We start from the raw sequence: 22,556 nt of genomic DNA on the forward strand, positions 1-22,556 counted from the left end.
CGCCCAGTGCCAATGCGCCTTATCCCTATGTCCAGCCCCTGCCTCAGCAAGCTTATCCTTACCAGACCCCCACACAGCCGGCACAAGGATTTTATAATCAGGGGTATGCCCAGTATTACCGGCAGCCGTATGTGCAGCAGCCCCCCTTTGTCCAGCCAGTGGTTGAACAGGAGTAGAGCAGCAGGCGGTGAGGAAGGTATAGTGTTCTTAGGAAAAACGGTTGCCATCCTCAAGGACGGCAACCGTTTGTTGTTCTCTAAGCTATGCGGACGAGCACCCTGCCTTGCGTATCTGACTTTAGGATCGCCGCCAAAGCCCCGGATACATCCTGTAGTGTCACTTCACGATCCACTAGGCGGTCCAGCGAATCCGGCTTCAGGTCACCGGCCATGCGGTTCCATACCTTGTGCCGTGTCTGCAAATCGCACATCACGGAATCAATGCCGAGCAAATTAACCCCCCGCAGAATGAAAGGCAGCACAGTAGTCGTAAGGGCCGTACCTGCGGTTAAACCGCTGGCGGCAACAGAGCCTTTATAAGCGATTTTGCTTAGAATTGCAGCGAGTGTATTCCCGCCAACGGAGTCAACCGCCGCCTGCCACAGCTGTTTGTCGAGCGGCTTGTTAGTTTCGCCCGTTACGTCTTCACGGGAGATCACTTCGGCAGCGCCCAAGCTCATCAGATATTCGCTTGCAGCAGCTTTGCCGGTGCTGGCAACTACATGGTATCCTCTTGCGCCGAGTATGGCCACAGCGGCTCCGCCTACACCGCCTGTAGCTCCGGTGACGAGTACTTTGCCTTTGTCCGGGGTCATGCCGTGTGCTTCGAGCTCCTGAATGGACAAAGCGGCTGTGAAGCCGGCAGTGCCATAGATCATGGCCTCTCTCGGGGTCAATCCGGCGGGCAGCGGCGTGATCCAGTCGGCAGGAATTCGGGCATATTCACTATACCCGCCATAGTGGGAGACGCCGATGCCATATCCGCTGGCTATGACCTGCTGCCCTTCGCGATAACGGCTGTCTGTGGAGGATACGACTTCACCTGCCAAGTCGATGCCGGGGATGAACGGGTAGCTTCTTAAGATTTTGCCATCCGGAATGCTGGCCAGGCCGTCCTTATAGTTCACACTGGAGTAGGCTACTTTAATGAGCACATCCCCTTCGGGCAAATCCGAGAAAGTTAAAGGCTTTACGGTGACGGAAAAAGACGCTTCTGCTTTCTCAACTACCAGGGCTTGAAATGTTTCTGTCATCATGGAGGTCTCCTTAATACGAAAGAGTAGTTATGTTCTTTATATATGATTTATTCTGACCGGTCAACTTTTTAATGTCTGTGATATAATATGCATTATTTCCTGAAATGTGGAGGTTGTATGGTCCGTTACAAGAAATCTGAAGAGAAACGCAAGCAAATTCTGTTCGCGGCTTTTGAGGCATTGTCCGAGTCGGGGTACGATGCGGTAACCCTTCAGGGCATTGCCGATCATGCAGAGGTCAGCAAGGGAGTTGTACATTATTATTTTGAGAACAAAGACGCGGTCCTGATTGAACTGCTGGAATGGCTGACGGGCAGGATATTTGAACAAGAGCAAACTGCCGCCCAGCAGCAGGATACAGCGATGGGGAAACTTACGGCTCATATCGAGTCTGTGTTTGTGTCCCCGGGTAAAAATCGCAAGTTCTACCGTGTCTACCTGGACTTTCTGGCCCGTGCCAGCCGGAAACCCGCTTACCGTGAGATCAATCAGCGTTTCTATGACAATTGTTCTGCCATCAGCACGGAGATTCTGCTGCTCGGCCAGCAGGAAGGGGTTTTCTCACGGGAGCTCACACCTGATAGGGCGGCACCGCTCATCCGTGCGGTCATCGACGGCTGCCTGATTCAGTGGCTGATGACGGATTCGGATGACCAGCACGAGTTATACAAACAATCATGTATGGAAGCCATCATGAAGCTGCTTCGCGTCTGTGCCTAAGGCCGGCAGACGATTTGAAAGGGTAGACAGGATTCAAATTAGCCGAAGGAGTCACTTGAGATGAACAAAATCATTGATTATTATTCAGGATTTGATGAATGGGGACGGCTGGAAAGAGAACCCCTCGAATTTATCATTAATTCGTATTACATCAAAAAGTATTTGCCCGTAACAGGGGAAGTGCTTGATAATGGTGCCGGACCCGGCAAATATGCAATGGAGCTGGCGAAGCTGGGTCTTCGTGTGACGCTTACGGATATCACACCCAAACATATCCGGATCGCAAGGGAAAAAGCCTCCGAACTCGGCCTGACCACGAAGTTTCATGGATTCCACGTATTGAATGCAACCCATCTGAAGGGAATAGCGGATGAACAATTTGACGTTTGCTTAATGCTGGGGCCTTTGTATCATTTGCAGGAAGAAGGGGAGCGGGCAGCTGCACTGGAAGAATTGTACCGTGTAACGAAGCCGAACGGGGTGGTGTTTATTGCTGTTCAGAGCCGGATGAGAATGGTGATAAATTCACTGCAATCCCCGTCTCAGTGGAGACCCAACGATAACCTTGACGCCATTCAAACCTTCTTTAGCGATGGGGTTTTTAATCATAAGGATGAGGGCCGTTTCACGGGGGCTTATTATTTTCATCTGGAAGAAGTGGTGCCATACATGGAGAATAAGGGGTTCAAAACCCTTGAACTCATTGGTTCTTCCAGCTTTGCAGCTACACTGAATGAAGGACAAATGCAGCATTGGCGGGATCAAGGCGAATACGAGAAACTGCTGGATCTGCTTATTCAGACCGCTAATGATTCGTCGATTCTCGGCATCTCTTCACATCTGCTTTATATCGGCAGGAAACCATGAGAATAGGACTAATCCGTCACTTCAAAGTTGTACACCCCAGCACCGGGAAGTGGATGACTCCGCAACAATTCAACCAGTGGGTAGAGGGATACAATGTAGGTGCGCTTGCGCCTCCGCAGGAGCTTCCACCCTTGCATGCAGAATGGAGCTACTGTCTGTCAAGCGATTTGCAGCGGGCATGTGAAACGGCTAAGGCCGTTTGGCCCCAGGAATTTCAGTCCACAGACCAGCTGAGGGAAATAGAGATCGCTGCTGTCTTTCATTGGCCGATTAAGCTGCCGCTATACGTATGGTTGATTTTGGGGAGAATCGCCTGGTATATTTCCCACCGTTCCCAAGCCGAGACACGTCAGGAGACAGCGCACAGAGCCAAACGTCTGGTGGATCAGATAGAGTCGGGGCCAAGGGCAGATGTCCTCCTGGTGACTCATGGCGCTTTTATGAAAGTGCTCCGTAAAGAGCTGCACCGCAGAGGGTATGCAGGAGATTATTTTTTCACTCCGGCAAATGGCCGATTGTATACCTTTGAGAACAAAAGTTGAGCCAACTTGAGTGTTTCTGATGTATTTAGTACAGCACAATCGTGCTCGGATCGCTCAAAAGTCTGTTCTGATGTATAAAATGCAGGGAACCATTACGAGAAGGAGAGCGGCAGCGTTCTGCGGGTCTGTTAGTTTCCAAACCGGTGAAATACGAGCTTCATTTAAGATTAGGGGCGTTTTCACGGGCGCTCTATTTTTATTTCCTGGCAAGAATGGTACATTGGAGGAAGAAGATGTGTACAGGAGGAACCGGGATGAATCTGAATGAATTAATGGCATTAGCCTATGCGGCTCATGAAGGACAAACTGACAAATCCGGCAAACCTTATATCCTGCATCCCATGCGCGTTGCATTGAACGTGTTCGGAAAGGCGGTGGAGCTGGAGGTTTTCCGGGGCATTCCCAAAGAGACCTTTCAATTGGCGGTCAAAGCCTGCATTGGACATGACTTGATCGAGGACACCGCCGTAACACTTGATGACCTTCGGGACAAGGGGCTGGAAGAAGAAGTCGTGCTGGCCATTGAGCACCTGACCAAGGTGAAAGGGGAGACTTATCCCGACTTTATCCGGCGCTGCATGGAGAATCAGATCGCGTCCATCGCCAAGGTATGCGATATCGTGGATAATTCGGATGTGAGCCGGATTCCGCCAGAGCTGCGCACACCCAAAGATGCAGCCCGTGCGGCCAAATACCGGTTGGCGTTGCTGCAGCTTGGGGTGAAGGAGCAGGAACTGCAGTGGCTGCTGGTTTATGAGTAGCAGGGAGATCTTGAGAACGGAAAGCAGCTGGAATACATAGAACGACCGCGTTATCCGTTTTTCCTGGAGAATGGCATTCCCCGAAATTAGATGATGAGTGTGTTGTATTTTACTAAAACATACCATTACCGCTGATTGAAAGTGGTATTAAAAACGGCCAGCTATGATTTACCCCCCCGGATGTAGTATATTGGAGACAAGCTTGTGAAGAAAAGGGGGGCTTAATCTATGTCGATTGCGACAACGATGATTATCCGGCTGGAGATTCGTAAATCGGTGGCGTCTTTTGGGGATGTTGCATCCAGAATTACTGCTTTGGGCGGAGATATTGTGGCCATTGACGTCATTCGGGCCAGCAAGGACGTGACGACCAGGGATATCACGGTAAATGTGGCGGATGCGGGAAATGAAGAGATTGTCGGTGCTTTGTCAAGTATGCCGGGAATCCGGGTGATCAATGTCTCGGACCGGACATTCCTGGCCCATATCGGCGGTAAGATTGAAGTTACACCCAAGATGCCGATCAAGAACCGGGAGGACCTGTCCCAGGTGTATACCCCAGGGGTGGCCCGTGTCAGTATGGCGATTCACGAAGATCCGAACAAAGCGTATACACTAACTATGAAAAGAAACACAGTCGCTGTTGTTACCGACGGGACCGCCGTACTTGGCTTAGGAGACATTGGGCCGGAAGCAGCCATGCCGGTGATGGAGGGGAAGGCGATGCTGTTCAAGCAGCTTGCCGGAATTGACGCATTCCCTCTCTGCCTGAACACAAAAGATCCGGATGAAATCGTCAATATTGTGAAAGCGATTTCACCGGGGTTTGGCGGAATTAATCTGGAGGATATCAGTTCGCCGCGCTGCTTTGATATTGAACGCAGGCTGACGGAAGAGCTGGATATTCCGGTGTTCCATGATGACCAGCACGGTACCTCCGTGGTGGTGCTCGCAGGTCTGCTGAATGCGCTCAAAGTTGTGGACAAGACCGTTGAAACCTCCAGAATTGTTGTAGTGGGAATTGGAGCTGCCGGGGTCTCCATCTGCAATCTGCTGCTTGCGGCAGGTGCACGCCACATTTATGCGGTGGATCGTGATGGCATTCTCGCCAGAGGCGCCGAATATGCCAATCCGGAATGGAAACGACTCTCCGAGGTTACCAATCCCGAAGGCCTGAAAGGCGGATTAGCCGATGCAGTACGGGGCGCAGATATATTTATTGGTGTCTCTCAAGGCGGGATTCTGACGGTGGATCACTTGAAGAGCATGAACTCTGACAATATTGTCTTTGCGATGGCGAACCCGACTCCGGAGATTGAGCCGGAGCTGGCCGAGCCCTTTGCCCGGGTGCTTGCTACCGGGAGAAGCGATTATCCGAACCAGATCAATAATGTGCTTTGTTTTCCGGGGATTTTTCGCGGAGCGCTGGACTGCCGGGCCAGAACGGTGAATCTGGAGATGAAGCTGGCGGCAGCCAAGGCCATTGCTTCGGTCGTTCATCTGGATGAACTGAACGAGCAATACATTATTCCAAGTATTTTCAATGAAAAAGTGGTGGAGCAGGTGCGCCTTGCGGTCATCCAGGCGGCCATTGCCACGGATATTGCCCGCCGTATTCCGAAGGATATTACCGAGGAAGGCAAATAGCATACAAGAGGGCCGTACTTGTAAGTGAGTGCGGTCCTTTTTTTGAAATATAAGAAAGTATAAGTTTCACCCTATACTTTATCCTTATATTTCTCGCTGAAACGGATACCGTCCTTTTAAGGACGGCGCAGCCGTTTCTACTTGCCGATTTAAATAGGATAAGCTCAAAACTGATGAAAAAAATCCCAGCGCCTGATAACGCTCGATATTTCTATTGCATCTATATATGCTGGGGATGTGGAGTCGCGAAGTGAAAGGCAAAAATGCCTTTCGTTGGAGTGAAATCGGGCGATAGAGGCGAAGTGAAAGGCAAAAATGCCTTTCGTTGGAGTAAATTGGGCGATAGAGACGATGTGAAAGGCAAAAATCAAGCAGCTTAAATATAGCTATAAAGGAATGAGCAGCGGAGGTAAAACGATGAAAGGGCCCATACGTATGAATGATTTGAAGATCCAGAGTTTGGGAGGGAATGGAGCACACGAACAAGAAGAATCCGTGATCCGGGTGGAAGTGGAATGGGACGGTAAGAAGGAGGAGTTTGACCTGCAGGTCCGTAAATAAGGTATACTATTTGCAAAAGCTGAAAGCAGGATGAACAGATGGTAATTACAAAAGAAATCGAATTGGACTCGGTCCATGCGCTGCAGAATTTATATCAGGAACTGATCGATACCCCCTCGGATACTAGCACATTTGAAGCGGCTTTTAGAAGAATTAAAGATGACAGCCAATATATCTTATTGGGGGCTTTTGTGGATGGGGAGCTGCTGGGATCGCTGATGGGGATTGTCTGTCATGATCTGGTCGGCGACTGCAGACCGTTTATGGTGATTGAGAATGTGGTGGTCTCCTCGCGGGCCCGGCGTCAGGGAGTAGGCAAGAAGCTGATGTTGGCCATTGAAGAGGCTGCCCGGGAGCGGGACTGTTATTACATTATTCTGGTATCCGGAGAGAAACGCAAGGAGGCGCATATTTTTTATGAAGCCTTGGGGTACCGGGAGGAGCAGGTTGAGGGGTACCGGAAATATATCTGAGCAGGACTACCTATAAAAATATATGAACTTAATGCAGGCCGGAGCCTTATGCTTCCGGCCTTTTTAACCTGTAAACCGCATATCCTGCGGTGAGTCTTGGCAAATCTGCCATTTGACCTTGCGGAGGATCGCGCTCTATAATCCCTTCATGGGTTCTGAAAGCGTGACGAAATGACTTAAGGGTAGGTGGAGGTTCTATGAACCAACTGTGCAAGGTACTGATTGTGGATGATGAGATCCTAGTTCGCCAGGGAATTAAATATGTGCTTGACTGGGAGCGCGAAGGCTTTCAGCTTGTAGGAGAAGCATCCAATGGGCAGGAAGCGCTGGATTGTCTGGAAGCGCTGAAGCCGCATATTATTATAACCGATATCGTTATGCCGGTAATGGACGGCGAAGAATTGACAAGGCTTGTGAAGCGGGACTACCCGCAAATGGAGGTTATTGTGCTTAGCAGCTTCAGTGAATTCGATTATGTCCGCTCCACTTTTCAGAACGGAGTAGCTGATTACATTCTGAAGCCTAAGCTGGAGGCTGCTGCGCTGCTGCAGGTACTCCAGAAGACGAGCGCTCGGATTCCCGGCTTGGAATCTGCCGTGGAGGCAGGGGATCAGACGTTATCCATTGATTATTTGCTCAGCAGGCTGATCTCCGGTTATGAAGTTCAGGTGGAGGCTGCTGCGCTGCATGAGCAATTTCCTCATGAAGTGTTCAGTTTCCTCGGCTGCGATAGTGCTGATCAGGACAAGAAACGCGAGGGCATAGACTCACAACAGGCAGAGATTATCCAATCTCTGAAGCAGAGCATCCCCGAAATCGTCTGCTTTGCGGTTCCCGGAGAACAAGCAGGAGTGCTTCTGCTGAATCTGCCGGAGGAACGTTGGCCTAATCTGATGCAGGATGTGAAGTCTTTGTCGCTGTCATTGGCCAAACGCCAGCCGCAGCTGCGCTGGGGGCTCAGTACAAGCTTCCGGGCATTTGCCGAAGCGGGGGAAGTCTATAAAGAGAGCTATCTCAAGCTGCTGGAATACCGGTTCTTTTTTCCGAATAAGGTGCTGTTGATCCATGATGAACTGCCAAGGACGGGTCATCCCCCGGAGAAATTTAACCTGGCTGCATTTACCGAGCAAATCAAACGGCTGCATCTGGATGAGGCCTTTACGAATCTGCGGGAGCATGTGGCCGCTTTAGCTGGCCATTATGAAAGCGATATCTTCGGGTTTAAATCTTTTCTGGGCAATATTATCTTTAATCTCACCAATCAATTCAGCCACATCAAAGAGCTGGAGGAACAGAAATATTCGCTTTTCCGGGCCATTGACGAAGCATTGTTTGCCGACGAAGCGGTGGGAGTTCTGGAGCGGTTCCTGGACCGGGTGCTGGTGCTGGTCTCCTCGGCGGCCCCGTCTGCGGGCAGTATTACCAATATGAAAAAGCTGCTGGAGTACATTGAGGAGCATTATGCGGAGCCGCTGAGTCTGACCGACCTGGCCCGTCATTTTCACTTTAACCCATCCTATCTGTCAAGTCTGTTCACCGCTCATAACCACGAGGGATTTAAGGAGCATTTGAACAGTATCCGCACCGGCAAGGCCGCGGAACTGCTGCGTGCAGGTGAGGCGCCAATTTCGGAGATCAGCAGCATGGTAGGGTACGGGGATCACAGTTATTTCTGCAAAGTCTTTAAGAAGTATACGGGCCTGTCTCCAAGCGCATATAGACGCCAACATTACGGTCAGGAATAGGAGATACGCATGAAAGCTTTTTGGGAGCGGTTCAAATTTCACAGTCTGTTCATCAAGATATTCATTGTGATGGTTATCAGCATCATAGCGGTTGCGCTCTCTGCATCATGGACCACGGTCCGGATGTCGGAGCGTTTGTTCATGGGGACTTTCAGCATTACCAACTCCAAAGTGATCAGCCAGATCAAGGCGAACTTTGAATCTTTTCATTATTCCATTGTTACGGCCACCAATAACACTCAGCTCAGCGGGACGATTAAGAGCTTTTTGAGCGAAAAGGACTCCACTTCCCAGGCGATGCTGCGAACCTACTACAACATGACCACCCAGATGAAACGGATTCAATCCAATGTGGACAGGTATGAGGTCGGGATCAAGATTATGGGGGAGAATGGCCGCAGTTATGCTACGAATACGAACAATCTGCTGTTGACCGACAGTGAGCTGAATAAACAAAAGCTGACCCAGAGTACATTGGCGGAGCCGAAAAGGCTGATGTACCACTTTTACCAGGAAAACAACCAACCAACTTCCCAAGAATCGGTGATTGTGGCCAGTAAGGCCCTGATGGAACGGACTACCGGGGATATCTACGGTTCATTGTATATCACCATTCAGGAGGGGGACTTCAAGTCTTTTTACGAAAGTTTTGTCAGTACCGGCAATGATGTGGCGATTCTGAACAAGGAAGGGCAGATTGTCTCCAGTAACCGGAATGAGCTGCTGGGTCAGCAGGCCACTGATCTGCTCGGCTACGCCCGCAAGATTGAACAGGAAGGCCTCGATTATGTGAACGTGGATTTCCGTGGCAAAGATTTGATTGTGCTTGCCGATGTTCTGCCCTCGTACGACTTCTACATTGTGAATCTGATTGATAAACAAACGGCGCTTGGCCAGATGGTTGACACCAAAATGGTAGCGCTCTTCTGCTCGGCCATTGTGCTCGTTGCACTGATTGTTGTTTTTCTGATTTCCAGAAGGCTTACCAAATCCTTAACGCTGCTTAGCCGCCAAATGTCCAAGATTACGGAGCGAAATTTCCACAACTACATTACTGTAACCGGAAGCTTTGAATTTCAGGAGCTGGGACACGCCTACAATTACATGCTGGATGAATTAAACGATTACGTGGACAAACTTGTCTTGACGCAAAAAGAGCAGCGCAATGCCGAGCTGGCAGCGCTTCAGCACCAGATCAATCCGCATTTTTTGTATAATACGCTTGCGTCGGTGAATTTCCTGGTGCAGCAGGGCAGCAAGGACAAGGCGGTACAGACCATTCATGCCCTGATTTCCATGCTGCAGCATGCACTCAGCAATGTCAGTGAGACCATCTCAATGGCAGAGGAACTGGAGAATCTGAAGTCCTATGTCTTTATTAACCACGTACGTTATGGGGAACGGATCAGGGTGAACTTTTTTGTCTCGCCGGATTGTACGGAGGCCCGGGTCCCGAAGCTGATTATTCAGCCCTTTATAGAAAATGCCTTTTTTCATGCCTTTAACCGTAAAAACGAAGGTTATATCCATGTACTCGCTTCACAGGATGCGGGAATGCTGATTCTGGAAGTCGTGGACAACGGGGATGGGATGGAGAATATGAGCCCCGAACGGTCCTTGTTCGGACCGGAGAGTAAAAGACAGCTGTTTAACGGCATCGGCATCAAAAATGTTCATGACCGGATAATTCTTTTATATGGAAAAGAATATGGAATTACAATTACGAGCAACATAAATGAAGGAACGGCCATTAAAATCCGACTGCCGCTGATTACGACACAAAATTAATCCTAATACCCAAAAAAAGTACAAACGGAGGGAAAGGGAACGCTTTCAATGTGTCAATAGAATGACAAATCCGCACAAAGTAATTTCTAACGAAACCTGTGGAGGCAGTGATAAGATATTCATGTAGATAAGCAAACGCTTACAGAAAAAGCTTTCAAAACACACTATACAGAAAATGGGGAGGAAGACAATGAAAAAGACCTTTGCGTTATTACTGATGTGCATGCTGATCCTGAGTGCCTGCGGTGCGAATGGGGGCAACAAGAATACAGCGGATACCGGCAATGCCGGAGGCAACACTGAAGCAGCCAAGGAGATTACCATTTGGGCTTGGGACCCGGCTTTTAATATCGCTGCCCTCGAAGTTGCCAAAGCGCAGTACACTGCTGCAAATCCCGATGTGAAGATCAATATTGTGGAGTATGCTCAGAATGATATCATTCAGAAGCTGAACACCGGGCTGAACTCCGGAACCACAAAAGGTTTGCCCAACATTGTTCTGATCGAGGACTATCGCTCGCAAGGGTTCCTTCAGTCCTATAAAGATTCGTTCTATGACCTGAGCAATTCAATCAAAGGAGCTGACTTCGCCGATTACAAAAGCGGACCCACCAGCCTTGACGGCAAGCAATACGGTATCCCGTTCGATTCCGGCGTAACCGGATTGTATGTAAGAACCGACTATCTGGAGCAGGCCGGATACAAGCTGTCCGATCTGCAGGATATCACCTGGAACGATTATATTGAAATCGGTAAAAAGGTGAAGGACAAAACCGGCAAAGCACTGATCACACTGGATCCGAATGACCTCGGCCTGATCCGGATGATGATTCAATCCGCCGGCTCCTGGTATCTGACGGAAGACGGCAAAACCCCGAACATCGCGGACAATGCCGCTCTGAAGGAAGCTTTTGAGGTCTACAAGAATCTTACAGATTCCAATGTTGCCAATGTACATGCGGACTGGAGCCAGTTCGTAGCTGCCCTGAATAACGGTGATGTGGCTTCGGTTCCAACGGGCAACTGGATCACGCCTTCGATTACAGCAGCAGCTGACCAGTCCGGGAAATGGGCAGTGGCTCCGCTTCCGAAGCTGGCAGGCAACGATAAATCGGTTCATGCTTCCAACCTTGGCGGCAGCTCCTGGTATGTTATGAATGTCGACGGCAAGGAAACGGCTGCGGATTTCATGGCCAAAACCTTTGGTGCGGATACAGAAATGTACCAGAAATTACTGACGGATATCGGTGTCATTGGTACATTCAAAGCCGCTGCGAGCGGAGAAGCGTATGGTCAGGCCAATGAATTCTTCGGCGGTCAAAAAGTGGTTTCGGACTTTGCCGCTTGGACAGAGCAAATTCCAAGTGTCAACTACGGTGTTCATACGTATGCGATCGAAGATATTCTGATTGTAGAAATGCAGAATTACCTGAACGGCAAGGCCATTGACAAGGTATTAAGCGATGCCCAGGCGCAAGCCGAATCACAGATTAAATAACTGAGGGTTTCACCAGTAAACCTTGGGCGTGCATCCCGCTCCTCCTTCTTTTGGGAGTGAGACCCGCGTCCAGGGTTTATTCATACCTGAGAAGCACATTCAACCTATATTCAAAGGGGCTGGACCGATGTGAAAAGTGCAAATGCAACTCTACATTCTCGCAGAAGAAGCGGATTAACCGGATGGTCTTTCGTCCTGATCTCCGTCATTCTGATTGTTATCTTCTATTTCTATCCGATGGTCGAGGCGCTTATCCTGTCCTTCCAGACAGGAACAGGAACCAATCTGGTATTTACCGGCCTTGACAATTACAAGCGGTTGTTTCAGGATGCTACCTTTATCACTTCCGTTAAAAATACCTTTATTTATTTGCTCGTCCAGGTGCCGGTAATGATCGTGCTTGCACTTTTCATCTCCGTGCTGCTTAATGACAGCAAGCTGAAATTCAAGGGCTTTTTCCGGACGGCGATCTTCCTGCCTTGCGTAACTTCACTGGTAGCGTATTCGATCGTGTTCAAATATCTGTTTGCAGGCAATGGACTGGTCAACACCTTCCTGATGAAGCTGCATCTGATCAGCGCTCCGATTGAGTGGATCACCGATCCGTTTTGGGCCAAAATCACCATTATCATTGCGATTACGTGGCGCTGGACAGGGTATAACATGATTTTTTACTTGTCCGCTCTGCAAAATATCGACAACTCGATTTACGAGGCAGCCAGAATTGATGGGGCTTCGGCAACCCGGCAGTTTTTCGGGATTACCATCCCGCTGCTGAGGCCAATCATCCTGTTTACCTCGATTACGTCTACTATTGGTACCCTGCAGCTGTTCGATGAGGTTATGAATATTACAAAAGGCGGACCGGGGAATGCGACGCAAACCATTTCGCAGTATATCTACAACCTGTCCTTCAAATATTCGGCTGACTTCGGATATGCCGCTACCGTATCCTATTCCATTGTAATCATGATTATTTTGCTTTCGTTCTTACAGTTTAAAGTGGCAGGTGAGAAAAATGGGTAAGGGTAAACGTTTCTTCACCTATCTTTTTTTAAGCATTGTGTCGTTCATTTCAATTTTTCCGTTCCTCTGGATGCTGGTCAGCTCGACCAATAAATCCGTAGATGTAACGGGGGGCCGGCTGCTGCCGGGCAGCTACCTGATGGAGAACTTCCGCAAGCTGCTGGAAACGACGGATCTTCAGCTGTCCCTGCTGAATTCGGCCAAAATCTCGATCACCACTACAGTGCTGTCTCTGCTGATCGCTTCCTTGGCCGGTTACGGGTTTGAGGTCTACCGCAGCCGTTCCAAAGACATCGTCTTCAACATTCTGCTGCTGTCGATGATGATTCCTTTTGCGGCCATGATGGTGCCGCTCTACCGCATGTTTGCCCGGATCTCCAATGTGGTTCCGGTGCTGGGGATTGATACCATGGCTTCGGTGATTCTTCCGACCATGACGACGGCGTTTCTGATCTTCTTTTTCAGACAAAGCACCAAAATGTTTCCCAAAGAGCTGCTGGAAGCCGGACGGATTGACGGATTGACGGAGTTTGGCATCTTCCTGCGGATCTTTCTCCCGACAATGAAGACCACTTACGCCGCAGCGGCCATTATCACCTTCATGTCCAGCTGGAATAACTATTTGTGGCCGCTCATTGTGCTGCAGACGCCGGAGACCAAAACGATGCCGCTGCTGATCTCCACGCTCGGCTCAGGGTACTCCCCGGATTACGGGATGATCCTGATTGCCATTGTGATCGGTACGATTCCAACGGCGCTAGTCTTCTTTTTGATGCAGAAGCAGTTTGTGGCCGGAATGACGGGATCGGTGAAATAGGCCGTTGTTAGATTGCTGTAAGGCGTTAAGTCAAGGATCAACCATGGGAACTGCGATAAACATTTGGACTTCCGATCGCTGTTATCTTCGGATTTCTGAATTGAACTGTTATTAGCGGTTGAAATCCAAGATAGCATATGCTTACGATGCTAGCTTTCCTTCGGAAAGCTTTCGGGCGAACGCTGCGCTTCTACAGTTCCAAATTTTCTCTTCGTTCCTTAAGTTGATCCATACCCAAACCCCTTGCAGCGTAATTCTAAAGACGGGCTAGATTTCACCTATACAAGTAAGAAGGGAAGGGGATACGGAAGTGACTGTGAACAAAAAAGTGCCCGGCCTGGATTGGCTGGAGGATGTAAGTGTATTTGCGGTGAACCGTATGAAGGCACATTCGGATCATAAATATTATGAGACATTGGAAGAGGCGGAGCAGGGAGCGGGCATGGCGCTGCGCCATAGCCTGAATGGGAGCTGGAAGTTTAATTATGCGGTGAATCCGGCGAGCCGGGCCGCAGATTTCTATAAGGAAAACTTCTCGTCCGAAGGCTGGGCGGAGATTGAGGTTCCTGGCCATATGCAGCTGCAGGGCTTTGGCAACCCGCAATATGTGAACACGATGTATCCCTGGGACGGGCTGGAGCATTTGCGGCCTCCGCACATTTCGCAGGATCACAACCCGGTGGGCAGCTATGTGAAGTACTTTGCGGTACCTGCCGGGATGCAGGATAAGCCGCTGTATATTTCGTTTCAGGGCGTGGAGTCGGCGTTCTATGTATGGCTGAACGGCGAGTTCGTCGGCTACAGCGAGGACAGTTTCACCCCTGCGGAATTTGATCTGACGCCGTATGTACGCCAGAACGGGGATAACAAGCTGGCGGTTGAAGTGTATCAGCGCAGTACCGGCGGCTGGCTGGAGGATCAGGATTTCTGGAGGTTCTCCGGAATTTTCCGTGAAGTATATTTGTATACGGTGCCTGAACTGCATGTGAGAGATGTATTCGTACGTACGGACCTGGATGACACGTACACAGATGGTGTTCTACACCTGAGTCTGGAGCTGGAGGGCAAGGCAACGGGTGGCAAGGTACAGGTAACCCTGCTTGATCCTGAGGGACAGCAGGCGGGCCGGAGCGAGGGCAATTGGACAGGAGCACCGCTTGATTTGTCTATAGAGGTTAAAGCGGCAGCTCTGTGGAGTGCAGAACTCCCTAATCTGTACAACCTCTATATCCATGTCCTAGACGATTCCGGGAAGCTCATTGAAGTTGTGCCGCAAAAAGTCGGCTTCCGTACATTCGAGATGAAGGACAAGATCATGACGATTAACGGCAAACGGATCATGTTCAAAGGTGTGAACCGCCATGAGTTCAACTGCCGCAGAGGCCGGGCGGTGACCATGGAGGATATGCTCTATGATATCAAGACCTTGAAGCAGAACAACATGAACGCTGTGCGGACTTCACATTATCCTAACCAGTCAGAGTGGTATGCACTTTGTGATGAATATGGTCTCTACGTCATTGATGAAATGAATCTTGAAACCCACGGCTCATGGCAAAAAATAGGTGCCATTGAACCTTCCTGGGTCATCCCTGGTGACAAGCCGGAATGGCTTGATATTGTCATGGACCGCGCAGTCTCCATGGTAGAACGGGACAAAAACCATCCGTCGATAATCATCTGGTCCTGCGGCAACGAATCCTTCGGGGGCGAAGTGATCTATAAGGTCTCCGAATATTTCCGCAAGACGGACCCGGGCCGGCTGGTGCATTACGAAGGAGTCTTTAACGACCGCCGTTATAACGATACGAGCGATATGGAGAGCCGGATGTATGCCAAGGTGGAGAGCATTGAGGAATATTTGCAGGCGGATCCGCAGAAACCTTTTATTAACTGTGAATACATGCATGCTATGGGCAATTCACTGGGCGGCATGAACAAATACGCCGAGCTGGAGAATAAATATCCGCTGTATCAAGGTGGATTCATCTGGGATTATATCGATCAGGCGCTTGTTAAAAAAGACCGCTACGGCAAGGAATTCCTGGCCTTCGGCGGAGACTTCGGCGACCGGCCAACCGATTATAACTTTTGTACGGACGGGATCGTCTACGCCGACCGCCAGCTGTCCCCGAAGATGCAGGAAGTGAAGTTCCTCTATCAGGATATTAAGCTGCACCCGGAGCGGCAGGGTGTGATGATCCGCAATGAAAGTCTTTTCCGGGGAACAGGCGAGTATGCTCTGCACTATAGCCTGCATAATGCAGGCGGAGAGCTGCACAGCGGTATTCTTGAGCTTCACGTAGCCCCGCAAACGGATAGATTTGTGGAGTTTGCTCTGGAGGAGTGGATCACCGGTGCAGGGGAGTATTGGATCAATACATCCTTGCGTCTCAAGGAAAGTACGCTGTGGGCCGAAGCCGGACACGAGGTTGCCTTTGGCCAGCACATCTTTACGGCAGCAGCGAATGGAGGCAATGTCCCTGCTGCCGTACAGGGAGACGAACCGGATCTGCGCGTTGTAGAAGGGGATGTGAACATCGGCGTTAAAGGCCGGGGCTTCAGCATCATTTTCTCCAAGCAGGCCGGCAGTCTGGTTTCCCTGAATTACTCGGGCAAGGAGCTGATTGCTTATCCGCCGGCACCGCTGTTCTGGAGAGCGACTACGGATAACGACAAGGGCCTGGGGCAAGGTTTCCAGGCAGGAGCCTGGTACGCGGCCAGTCTGATGCCCAGATGTTTTGAGGTGAAGCTTACTGAGGAACAACGAGCAGTGACAGTAGCCTTTAGTTACCGCTTGAACATCAGTCCGGATGTATTGGTGAATGTCGCCTATACGGTGCTGCCGGACGGAAGCCTTGTGGTGAAGTCGCGTTATGAAGGGACTGCAGGGTTGCCTGAACTGCCGATTTTTGCCTGTGCTTTCAAAATCCCGGCGGACTACAATCAGCTGAAATGGCTGGCACTGGGACCGGAAGAAAATTACAGTGACCGCCGTGAGGGCGCGAGACTGGGTGAATTCAGCACTGTGGCCGCTGACAGTGTATCAGGTTATGTAGTGCCGCAGGAGTCGGGCAACCGCACCGGTGTACGCCGCGTTGCAATAACGAATGCTGGCGGAGCAGGGATTGTAATTACCGCACCCTCCACTAAGCCGGTGCAGTGCCGGATTTCTCCGTTTACAGCTTTTGAACTGGAGAATGCTTATCATCAGTACGAGCTGCCGCCGGTTCATTATACCGTTGTCACCGTAGCCGGTGATCAGATGGGTGTCGGCGGAGATGACAGCTGGGGCGCTCCGGTCCATCCGGAGTATCGCATTAGCTCCGAAGGCATATTGGAATATGAATTTACGATTTCCCGGGCCTGGAAATAAGTTGTTGCTCTACAAGCAGTAAATAAAACAAAGTCGCAATTCTCCGCTTATTGGGAATTGCGACTTTTTCTTTGTTGTGCAGGGGGATTGGGCTCCATCAGCGGAGTGAAGCGGACAGAGAAAACCTTATTTTACGAAAAAGTCTGCTTTCCAGGGGGATTCGGACTCAGGAGCCGTTATATCGTTCGATTGACCCTGGAATGAGGGAAGATAGGACAATTAGCGGAATCTCTGTCCGTTTATCCCGCTGAATAGACGAATCCTCCCCAATAAGGGATTTCCTGTCCGCATCAGCCGTGGATAGAACGTGAAGGGACCTCATCATATCCGCAGAGGGATCCACGCCAAATCGCACGCTCAACAATGCATGTCCTAACCACCTATATGGGCGAGAGATGACACGTTGTATAACAATGTGAGCTCTAAGCAAGCCATATGACGATAATCATGCCTATTGAACAACAATCCGGGCCTCGCAAGCTCCGGGTTGTTATTCACCCATAGGGTGATTTTGTTCAGCAAAGGGGCTTGCTTGCCTCAGGTGCTTTAAGGAGCAGTACCCTGAGTGGTAACATACCACCCGAAATTATTTTTTTGGACATAGATGAAAGATATTTCAACTTTAGGTAGAACATACAGGTTCCCGTATTTGGGGTCATTCTTAATTTGTCCCTCGATGATATCCCCGGTTAGTGCAGTGATTGGTGATCTGAATAACATATAACGTCTTATGGTTAATTCGGGAGTTGGAAGGGGTATGAAAAGGATATAGAATAAAAGGGCTGACACTGTGCCCAGCAGCACTCGTTTGGTTATACGTTTCATGTGGACTCTCCTTTAAATGAAGAAATAGGAATAAAATGATCTGGAAATCTGAGCATTATCAGCCGCTCACGCAGCCGTCAGGAAAGTTTGTATAAAATCATTCGGGGCCTGCCGGGACTTATTTACACATGATACACTGGTACATAGGACACAAAACGAACTTATGGAGGCTGATTCATGCAGACGTTGTTTCATTATAACTGGATGATTAGAGAAGAATGGTACCAGTGGTGCGAGGACGTTTCGGGAGAAGAGCTGCTGAAGACCCGCACGGGCGGCGTCGGGGGCATTCTGAAGACCCTGTTTCATATCACAGATGTGGAATGGAGCTGGATTCAGGCCATCCAGGGCAAGCCGGATTTCCAGGAGGATTTCGAGCAGTATAACAGTCTGGACAAAGTACGGGCACTGGATGCCAAATTCCGTCTCGATGTGGAGCCTTTCGTTGAGGCCTGGCATGATGGGCTCGAACGGAGGATCTTTGAAGACCACCTTCCGGATGGGAGAGCGGTGACCGATGCCTGGGGCGAAGTGATGCGGCATGTCATCGCCCATGAAATTCATCATATTGGCCAGCTGTCCGTGTGGTCAAGAGAAATCGGCAAACCGCCGGTCTCCGCCAACCTTATCGGCAAAGGGTTAATGGATGGCTTGCCCGGCCGAATGTAATACCATTGTCTGAAGCAGTTTGAGAGCAATATCATCTATACCGGAACGGATGCTGCATCAACCCGCCCGGCTGACACAATCGGATGCGTCAAAAGCATTAAGGGGAATATTACCCGCTAAATACATGGAAATGCTGATTATCGGTATTTTATAGGGAATTCCACCCCTTAATTTCATGAAAAGCCCCTCTGGTGGCAAAACGGAACCTATTAGCGGGCAATTTTCCCTCTATATAGAATGAACTGAAAAATACAATAACAGGTTGAGAGTAACGGAGGGGGAATTTTGGAACTGTAGGAGCGATAGCGTCCGCCCGAATGCTTTCCGCAGGAAAGCTCGCATCGTAAGCATAAGCTGTTCCCAGATTTCCACTGCGAATAGCGGTAAAATCAAGAAATTCTTACGACAACAGCGGCCGGAAGTCCAAACATTCACCGCAGTTACGACCAAAACCTATATTGGAAAAATCTCAAGTTCATTCTATATAGTAGTCAAAATTCATCCGCTGCCGGTGAAATTAAGGCGTGATTTTCCCTTTATTCCACAACCATGCCCTGAAGCCGTGTCCCATTGGCTTCGGGGCATTTCTATACCTTGGGCGGGAACCAGACATGGCGAAGATCAACCCAACCCTGGCTGTTGAAGGTTACGCCGCGCACGGAGGGGAGATAATCGGTCTGGCTGGGCCTCTCGTAGAGGATATGCAAATGATGCTCGCCGATCAGGCGATCCTCAATCCGTTTGAAATCCTCAGCCCGGGCCTGCGGATCAGGCTCCCGTGAGATCATGTGCAGCCAGCCTTCGATATCGACCCGGGTCAGCGGCTCGACATGCTGGGAGAGCGTCAGGTATAGATCGAACAGCCGCAGCTGTTCATCCTGATCGCGGAACAGGGAGAAGACGATCAGGTCGGATTCCAGCCGGATCGGGCCTTTGAATTCCTCGGGGGAAACGCAGACCACGGTGCAGGCGAAGCCATGCCCAGCCAGTCTGGCCGAGATGGCCTCCGCATCGGCGGTGTATTGCGGAATTGTTGCAATCTGCAGGGCAACGGGGGAAACCGCGCCGCTTCCGGCAATGTCCGCAGGATCAGCCAAGTCCGCTTCCGTGTTCGAATCTGAGTTTGTGGACTCCCGCAGGCACGCAACAAGTTTCGCCCGGAGCAGGGGATCGCTGAGCGGCCCCTTTTTCTTCGTATTGCAGGTGACAAACTTTCTTACCCAGGACTCGGAATGAATCCGGCTCCAGGAGGAAGGATCGGCGGAAGAAGAAGGGTTCTGGATAATATGAAAGGCGGAGCCGGTCTCGGCAGCAGCGCCTTCAATGTGCCAGGGAACATATAGGATCTCGACCCGGTCCAGATGGGCGCGGCCTTGAAAATAATACGGAAACACCTCCAGCACACAAGTATCCTCGCTCATCTCGGCCACCTTGAACGGCCCCGTTCCCACCGGTCTGCGGCCAAAGCCGCTCTCGCCCAGCCCGTCCAAGTCCCGCGGCACAATCGCCGCCCGGCTCGTTCCAAGGAAGGGGAGGAACAGTTCGTTCGGCTTCTTTAGCTGAATGCGGACGGTAGTGGGATTCAGCGCAGCAACCGCTTGAATTTCTTTGAAGATATAGCTGTACAGCGTCCGCTGCGAGGTCTGCATCAGGCGCTGGAACGAATAGACCACATCTTCGGCCGTCAGTACTTTGCCGTGATGGAACAAGACTTCCTTGCGCAGATAGAAGGTCCAGACCGTCCGGCTCTCATCGGTATCCCAAGCATGGGCGAGACCCGGCATAATCTGGCCATGATTGCCGCTCTGCCGCACCAGTCCATCGAAAACATGGCTGGACACGAACGATTCGGTGAGCAGATTCATGTAGAGCGGGTCAAAGGTATGGAGCTGCTGGGTAATCGGCAACCGCAGCGTATCGATCTGCTTGTCGCTGCGGATCTCGGTGTGATGCCCGAAATAGGTGAACAGCCAGCCTTGCAGCGTATCCTGCAGCGACGAAGAACGGGCATGGGTGCGGATGCCCTCGATAGCACTGTGCACATCCTTGCGGCTGATCGCCTGCATCATGGATTGCAGTGCAATCTCTTCGGATTGCACCCGGAACTCCAGCCGGGAGCGGCGACCCCGTCCCCGGCTGGGTGTCCAGATGATCCATTCCTGCTGAACCATTTTGCCTACAATATGCAGGGCATTGCGGTGGGTGCAGCCGAGGATCAACGCGAGTTCATCCAGTGTGGCTGAGACTTCGGTTTCTCCGCCATAATGCGAATGCAGCTTCAAAAATTGGCTGTGCAGCTTCATTGGCTCAGGTTCCTTTCGTAAAATAGGAAATAATCGAAATTTAATTTCTCTTTTTCTTCTTATTTTATCATCTACAATTAGGGATAGATAGTACTTATATGGGGGGATCTACCATGAGCGATGAAACGGTAACTGAGCGGACTGTATTCAAGCCGGAACGAGCATTGGCCGCTTTGATTGCTGCTGCTGTACTCGCTGTTGTTCATCAGTATCTTTTTTATGGAACCATGCCCGGAGTCTCTTATCCAATCTATGTGTGTCTGTTTTACGGTTTTATGCTGTATTTTGCCAAGGACCAAAAAAGAACGTTCACATTCTTCAGCTCTGTCTGGCTGGGGGCCATTTTTCTTCTGTCGTTGACGTTTGCTTTCTTTTACAATTTGTTTTTTTATGGTCTGAATCTGCTTGTTGTTCCTGTATTGATTGTGCTGCACATGACTTATATGCTCAGTGAACGGCGTCCGGACTGGAGCCGGATGAGACTGGCCGGCATCGCGCTGGAGCATTTCTTTCTGCAGAGCTTCCGGCATTGGAGCACGGCGCTTGTTGTTCTCCGGGGCAGCAGGGGCGGCAAAGTGAAGGATGAGCGGAAGAAAGTGGTGGTCAAGGTACTGACCGGGCTGGTGATTTCTTTCCCGCTGCTGCTGATAGTGTTTACGCTGTTGTCCTCGGCGGACGGAGTCTTCCATCATGTAATGCTGGAGCTGCCGAATATACTGGATCATATCTCATTTGGTCAAGGATTTACACGTACGCTCTGGATCGTTCTGCTGAGCTTTGGCCTGTTCGGATTCCTCTGGGGATTCGTTGATGCCAAAACCTATGTATGGGGTACGACGCGCCAGGAATTCGGGCCGCAGCTGAGGTCCGTTCCCCATCCGCAGCCAGTGCCCTTAACCATCGATCCCGTTATTCTGACCACTGTCCTGGCGGTGATTAATACAGTATATGTCCTGTATGTCCTTGTGCAGTTTTCCTATTTGTTTGGGGCCTGGGAAGGGGTAGTACCGGAGGGGAGCACGTATGCCGACTATGCGCGCAGCGGATTTTTGGAGCTGATGCTGGTGACGGCCATCAATTTTGTGATTTTGCTGCTGGGTCTGAAGCCTTCAGGAATAACCTCCGGTCTTTTGCGAACTGTCATCAATACCTTCTTGTACATTATGGTTCTCTGCTCGATGGTCATGCTCTATTCCGCGTACACACGGCTGGCCTTGTATGAAGAAGCCTATGGCTACACGTATATCCGTTTTCTGGTGCATGCCTTTATGATCTTTCTGGGGCTGCTGCTGGTGCTGGCGGCTGTGCGTATCCGGCTGGCGAAGTTTCCACTGGCCAAATGTTATATTGTGCTGGGGTTACTGTCCTACGTGCTGATGAATTATATAGGTATGGATCACATCATTGCGAACAAAAATATCGAGCGCTACAAGGCGAGCGGCAATCTGGATACGTATTATTTAACCACGCTTTCCCCCGGTACCGTACCGGACCTGCTTGAATTCAGCCGCCAGGAAGGCGGTATCCTGGACGAAGAGATGCGGAGTAAATGGCAGGACATGGAACGGACGGTACATAAATGGCCTTCGTTTAATCTGGCGCAGTTTCGCGCGGACCGGGCACTGGCGGATTACTTTGAACCATGAAGCGGCGGTATAGGAATTACCGGCTTAAATCATATTA

General features: G+C 50.3%; 18 protein-coding genes. 15 read left to right on the forward strand and 3 right to left on the reverse strand.

The window, feature by feature from the left end:
• Nucleotides 1-256: 256 nt before the first annotated feature.
• Complete coding sequence (locus IEY53_RS07695) at nucleotides 257-1,252, reverse strand: acrylyl-CoA reductase family protein (RefSeq protein ID WP_189023587.1); 996 nt, start codon at nucleotides 1,250-1,252, stop codon at nucleotides 257-259.
• A gap of 120 nt (nucleotides 1,253-1,372) precedes the next feature.
• Between IEY53_RS07695 and IEY53_RS07700 the strand changes: the two genes are divergently transcribed.
• The 13 genes from IEY53_RS07700 (at nucleotide 1,373) to lacZ (ending at nucleotide 17,076) form a co-directional block, all read left to right on the forward strand.
• Nucleotides 1,373-1,975 carry a TetR/AcrR family transcriptional regulator gene (locus IEY53_RS07700; RefSeq protein ID WP_189023589.1) on the forward strand — a complete coding sequence of 201 codons (603 nt, stop codon included), beginning with the start codon at nucleotides 1,373-1,375 and terminating at the stop codon, nucleotides 1,973-1,975.
• 60 nt (nucleotides 1,976-2,035) lie between these two features.
• Nucleotides 2,036-2,842 (forward strand): class I SAM-dependent methyltransferase, encoded by an 807-nt coding sequence (locus tag IEY53_RS07705; RefSeq protein WP_189023591.1) that lies wholly within the window; start codon nucleotides 2,036-2,038, stop codon nucleotides 2,840-2,842.
• Complete coding sequence (locus IEY53_RS07710) at nucleotides 2,839-3,384, forward strand: histidine phosphatase family protein (protein WP_189023593.1); 546 nt, start codon at nucleotides 2,839-2,841, stop codon at nucleotides 3,382-3,384. The genes IEY53_RS07705 and IEY53_RS07710 overlap by 4 nt, the downstream gene beginning before the upstream one ends.
• Before the next feature lie 254 nt (nucleotides 3,385-3,638).
• Nucleotides 3,639-4,145 (forward strand): GTP pyrophosphokinase, encoded by a 507-nt coding sequence (locus tag IEY53_RS07715; protein ID WP_189023595.1) that lies wholly within the window; start codon nucleotides 3,639-3,641, stop codon nucleotides 4,143-4,145.
• Between the two features lie 228 nt (nucleotides 4,146-4,373).
• Nucleotides 4,374-5,792 (forward strand): NAD-dependent malic enzyme, encoded by a 1,419-nt coding sequence (locus IEY53_RS07720; protein WP_189023597.1) that lies wholly within the window; start codon nucleotides 4,374-4,376, stop codon nucleotides 5,790-5,792.
• 417 nt (nucleotides 5,793-6,209) lie between these two features.
• On the forward strand, nucleotides 6,210-6,353 hold the full coding sequence (locus IEY53_RS07725) for a hypothetical protein (RefSeq protein WP_189023599.1): 144 nt from the start codon (nucleotides 6,210-6,212) through the stop codon (nucleotides 6,351-6,353).
• Nucleotides 6,354-6,391: 38 nt separating this feature from the next.
• Nucleotides 6,392-6,826 (forward strand): GNAT family N-acetyltransferase, encoded by a 435-nt coding sequence (locus IEY53_RS07730; RefSeq protein ID WP_189023601.1) that lies wholly within the window; start codon nucleotides 6,392-6,394, stop codon nucleotides 6,824-6,826.
• 197 nt (nucleotides 6,827-7,023) lie between these two features.
• Entirely contained in the window at nucleotides 7,024-8,571 is a 1,548-nt protein-coding gene (locus IEY53_RS07735; RefSeq protein ID WP_189023603.1) for a response regulator transcription factor, read from the forward strand.
• Nucleotides 8,572-8,580: 9 nt separating this feature from the next.
• Nucleotides 8,581-10,359 (forward strand): cache domain-containing sensor histidine kinase, encoded by a 1,779-nt coding sequence (locus IEY53_RS07740; RefSeq protein WP_189023605.1) that lies wholly within the window; start codon nucleotides 8,581-8,583, stop codon nucleotides 10,357-10,359.
• 190 nt (nucleotides 10,360-10,549) lie between these two features.
• Nucleotides 10,550-11,857 carry an ABC transporter substrate-binding protein gene (locus IEY53_RS07745; RefSeq protein ID WP_189023607.1) on the forward strand — a complete coding sequence of 436 codons (1,308 nt, stop codon included), beginning with the start codon at nucleotides 10,550-10,552 and terminating at the stop codon, nucleotides 11,855-11,857.
• A 129-nt stretch (nucleotides 11,858-11,986) separates the two neighbouring features.
• Complete coding sequence (locus IEY53_RS07750; RefSeq protein ID WP_189023609.1) at nucleotides 11,987-12,883, forward strand: carbohydrate ABC transporter permease; 897 nt, start codon at nucleotides 11,987-11,989, stop codon at nucleotides 12,881-12,883.
• Nucleotides 12,876-13,700 carry a carbohydrate ABC transporter permease gene (locus IEY53_RS07755; protein ID WP_189023611.1) on the forward strand — a complete coding sequence of 275 codons (825 nt, stop codon included), beginning with the start codon at nucleotides 12,876-12,878 and terminating at the stop codon, nucleotides 13,698-13,700. The genes IEY53_RS07750 and IEY53_RS07755 overlap by 8 nt, the downstream gene beginning before the upstream one ends.
• 316 nt (nucleotides 13,701-14,016) lie before the next feature.
• Nucleotides 14,017-17,076: a beta-galactosidase, LacZ type gene (lacZ, locus tag IEY53_RS07760; protein WP_373293823.1), complete on the forward strand. Its 3,060-nt coding sequence runs from the start codon at nucleotides 14,017-14,019 to the stop codon at nucleotides 17,074-17,076.
• Nucleotides 17,077-17,622: 546 nt separating this feature from the next.
• On the opposite strand, the gene IEY53_RS36365 is transcribed toward lacZ, so the two are convergent.
• Nucleotides 17,623-17,901: a YjcN family protein gene (locus tag IEY53_RS36365; protein WP_505819927.1), complete on the reverse strand. Its 279-nt coding sequence runs from the start codon at nucleotides 17,899-17,901 to the stop codon at nucleotides 17,623-17,625.
• 177 nt (nucleotides 17,902-18,078) lie between these two features.
• Here IEY53_RS36365 and IEY53_RS07765 point away from each other — a divergent pair, with 177 nt between their 5' ends.
• The gene (locus IEY53_RS07765; RefSeq protein ID WP_189023615.1) at nucleotides 18,079-18,570 is read left to right on the forward strand and encodes a DinB family protein; all 492 of its coding nucleotides are present in this window, start codon (nucleotides 18,079-18,081) and stop codon (nucleotides 18,568-18,570) included.
• Between the two features lie 587 nt (nucleotides 18,571-19,157).
• Here IEY53_RS07765 and IEY53_RS07770 read toward each other — a convergent pair.
• Complete coding sequence (locus IEY53_RS07770) at nucleotides 19,158-20,873, reverse strand: ABC transporter substrate-binding protein (RefSeq protein WP_189023617.1); 1,716 nt, start codon at nucleotides 20,871-20,873, stop codon at nucleotides 19,158-19,160.
• Between the two features lie 113 nt (nucleotides 20,874-20,986).
• Between IEY53_RS07770 and IEY53_RS07775 the strand changes: the two genes are divergently transcribed.
• On the forward strand, nucleotides 20,987-22,519 hold the full coding sequence (locus IEY53_RS07775) for a DUF4153 domain-containing protein (protein ID WP_189023619.1): 1,533 nt from the start codon (nucleotides 20,987-20,989) through the stop codon (nucleotides 22,517-22,519).
• The last annotated feature ends 37 nt before the right edge of the window (nucleotides 22,520-22,556 follow it).

It is taken from the genome of Paenibacillus albidus (assembly GCF_014644435.1).
Lineage (GTDB): Bacteria > Bacillota > Bacilli > Paenibacillales > Paenibacillaceae > Paenibacillus_AQ > Paenibacillus_AQ albidus.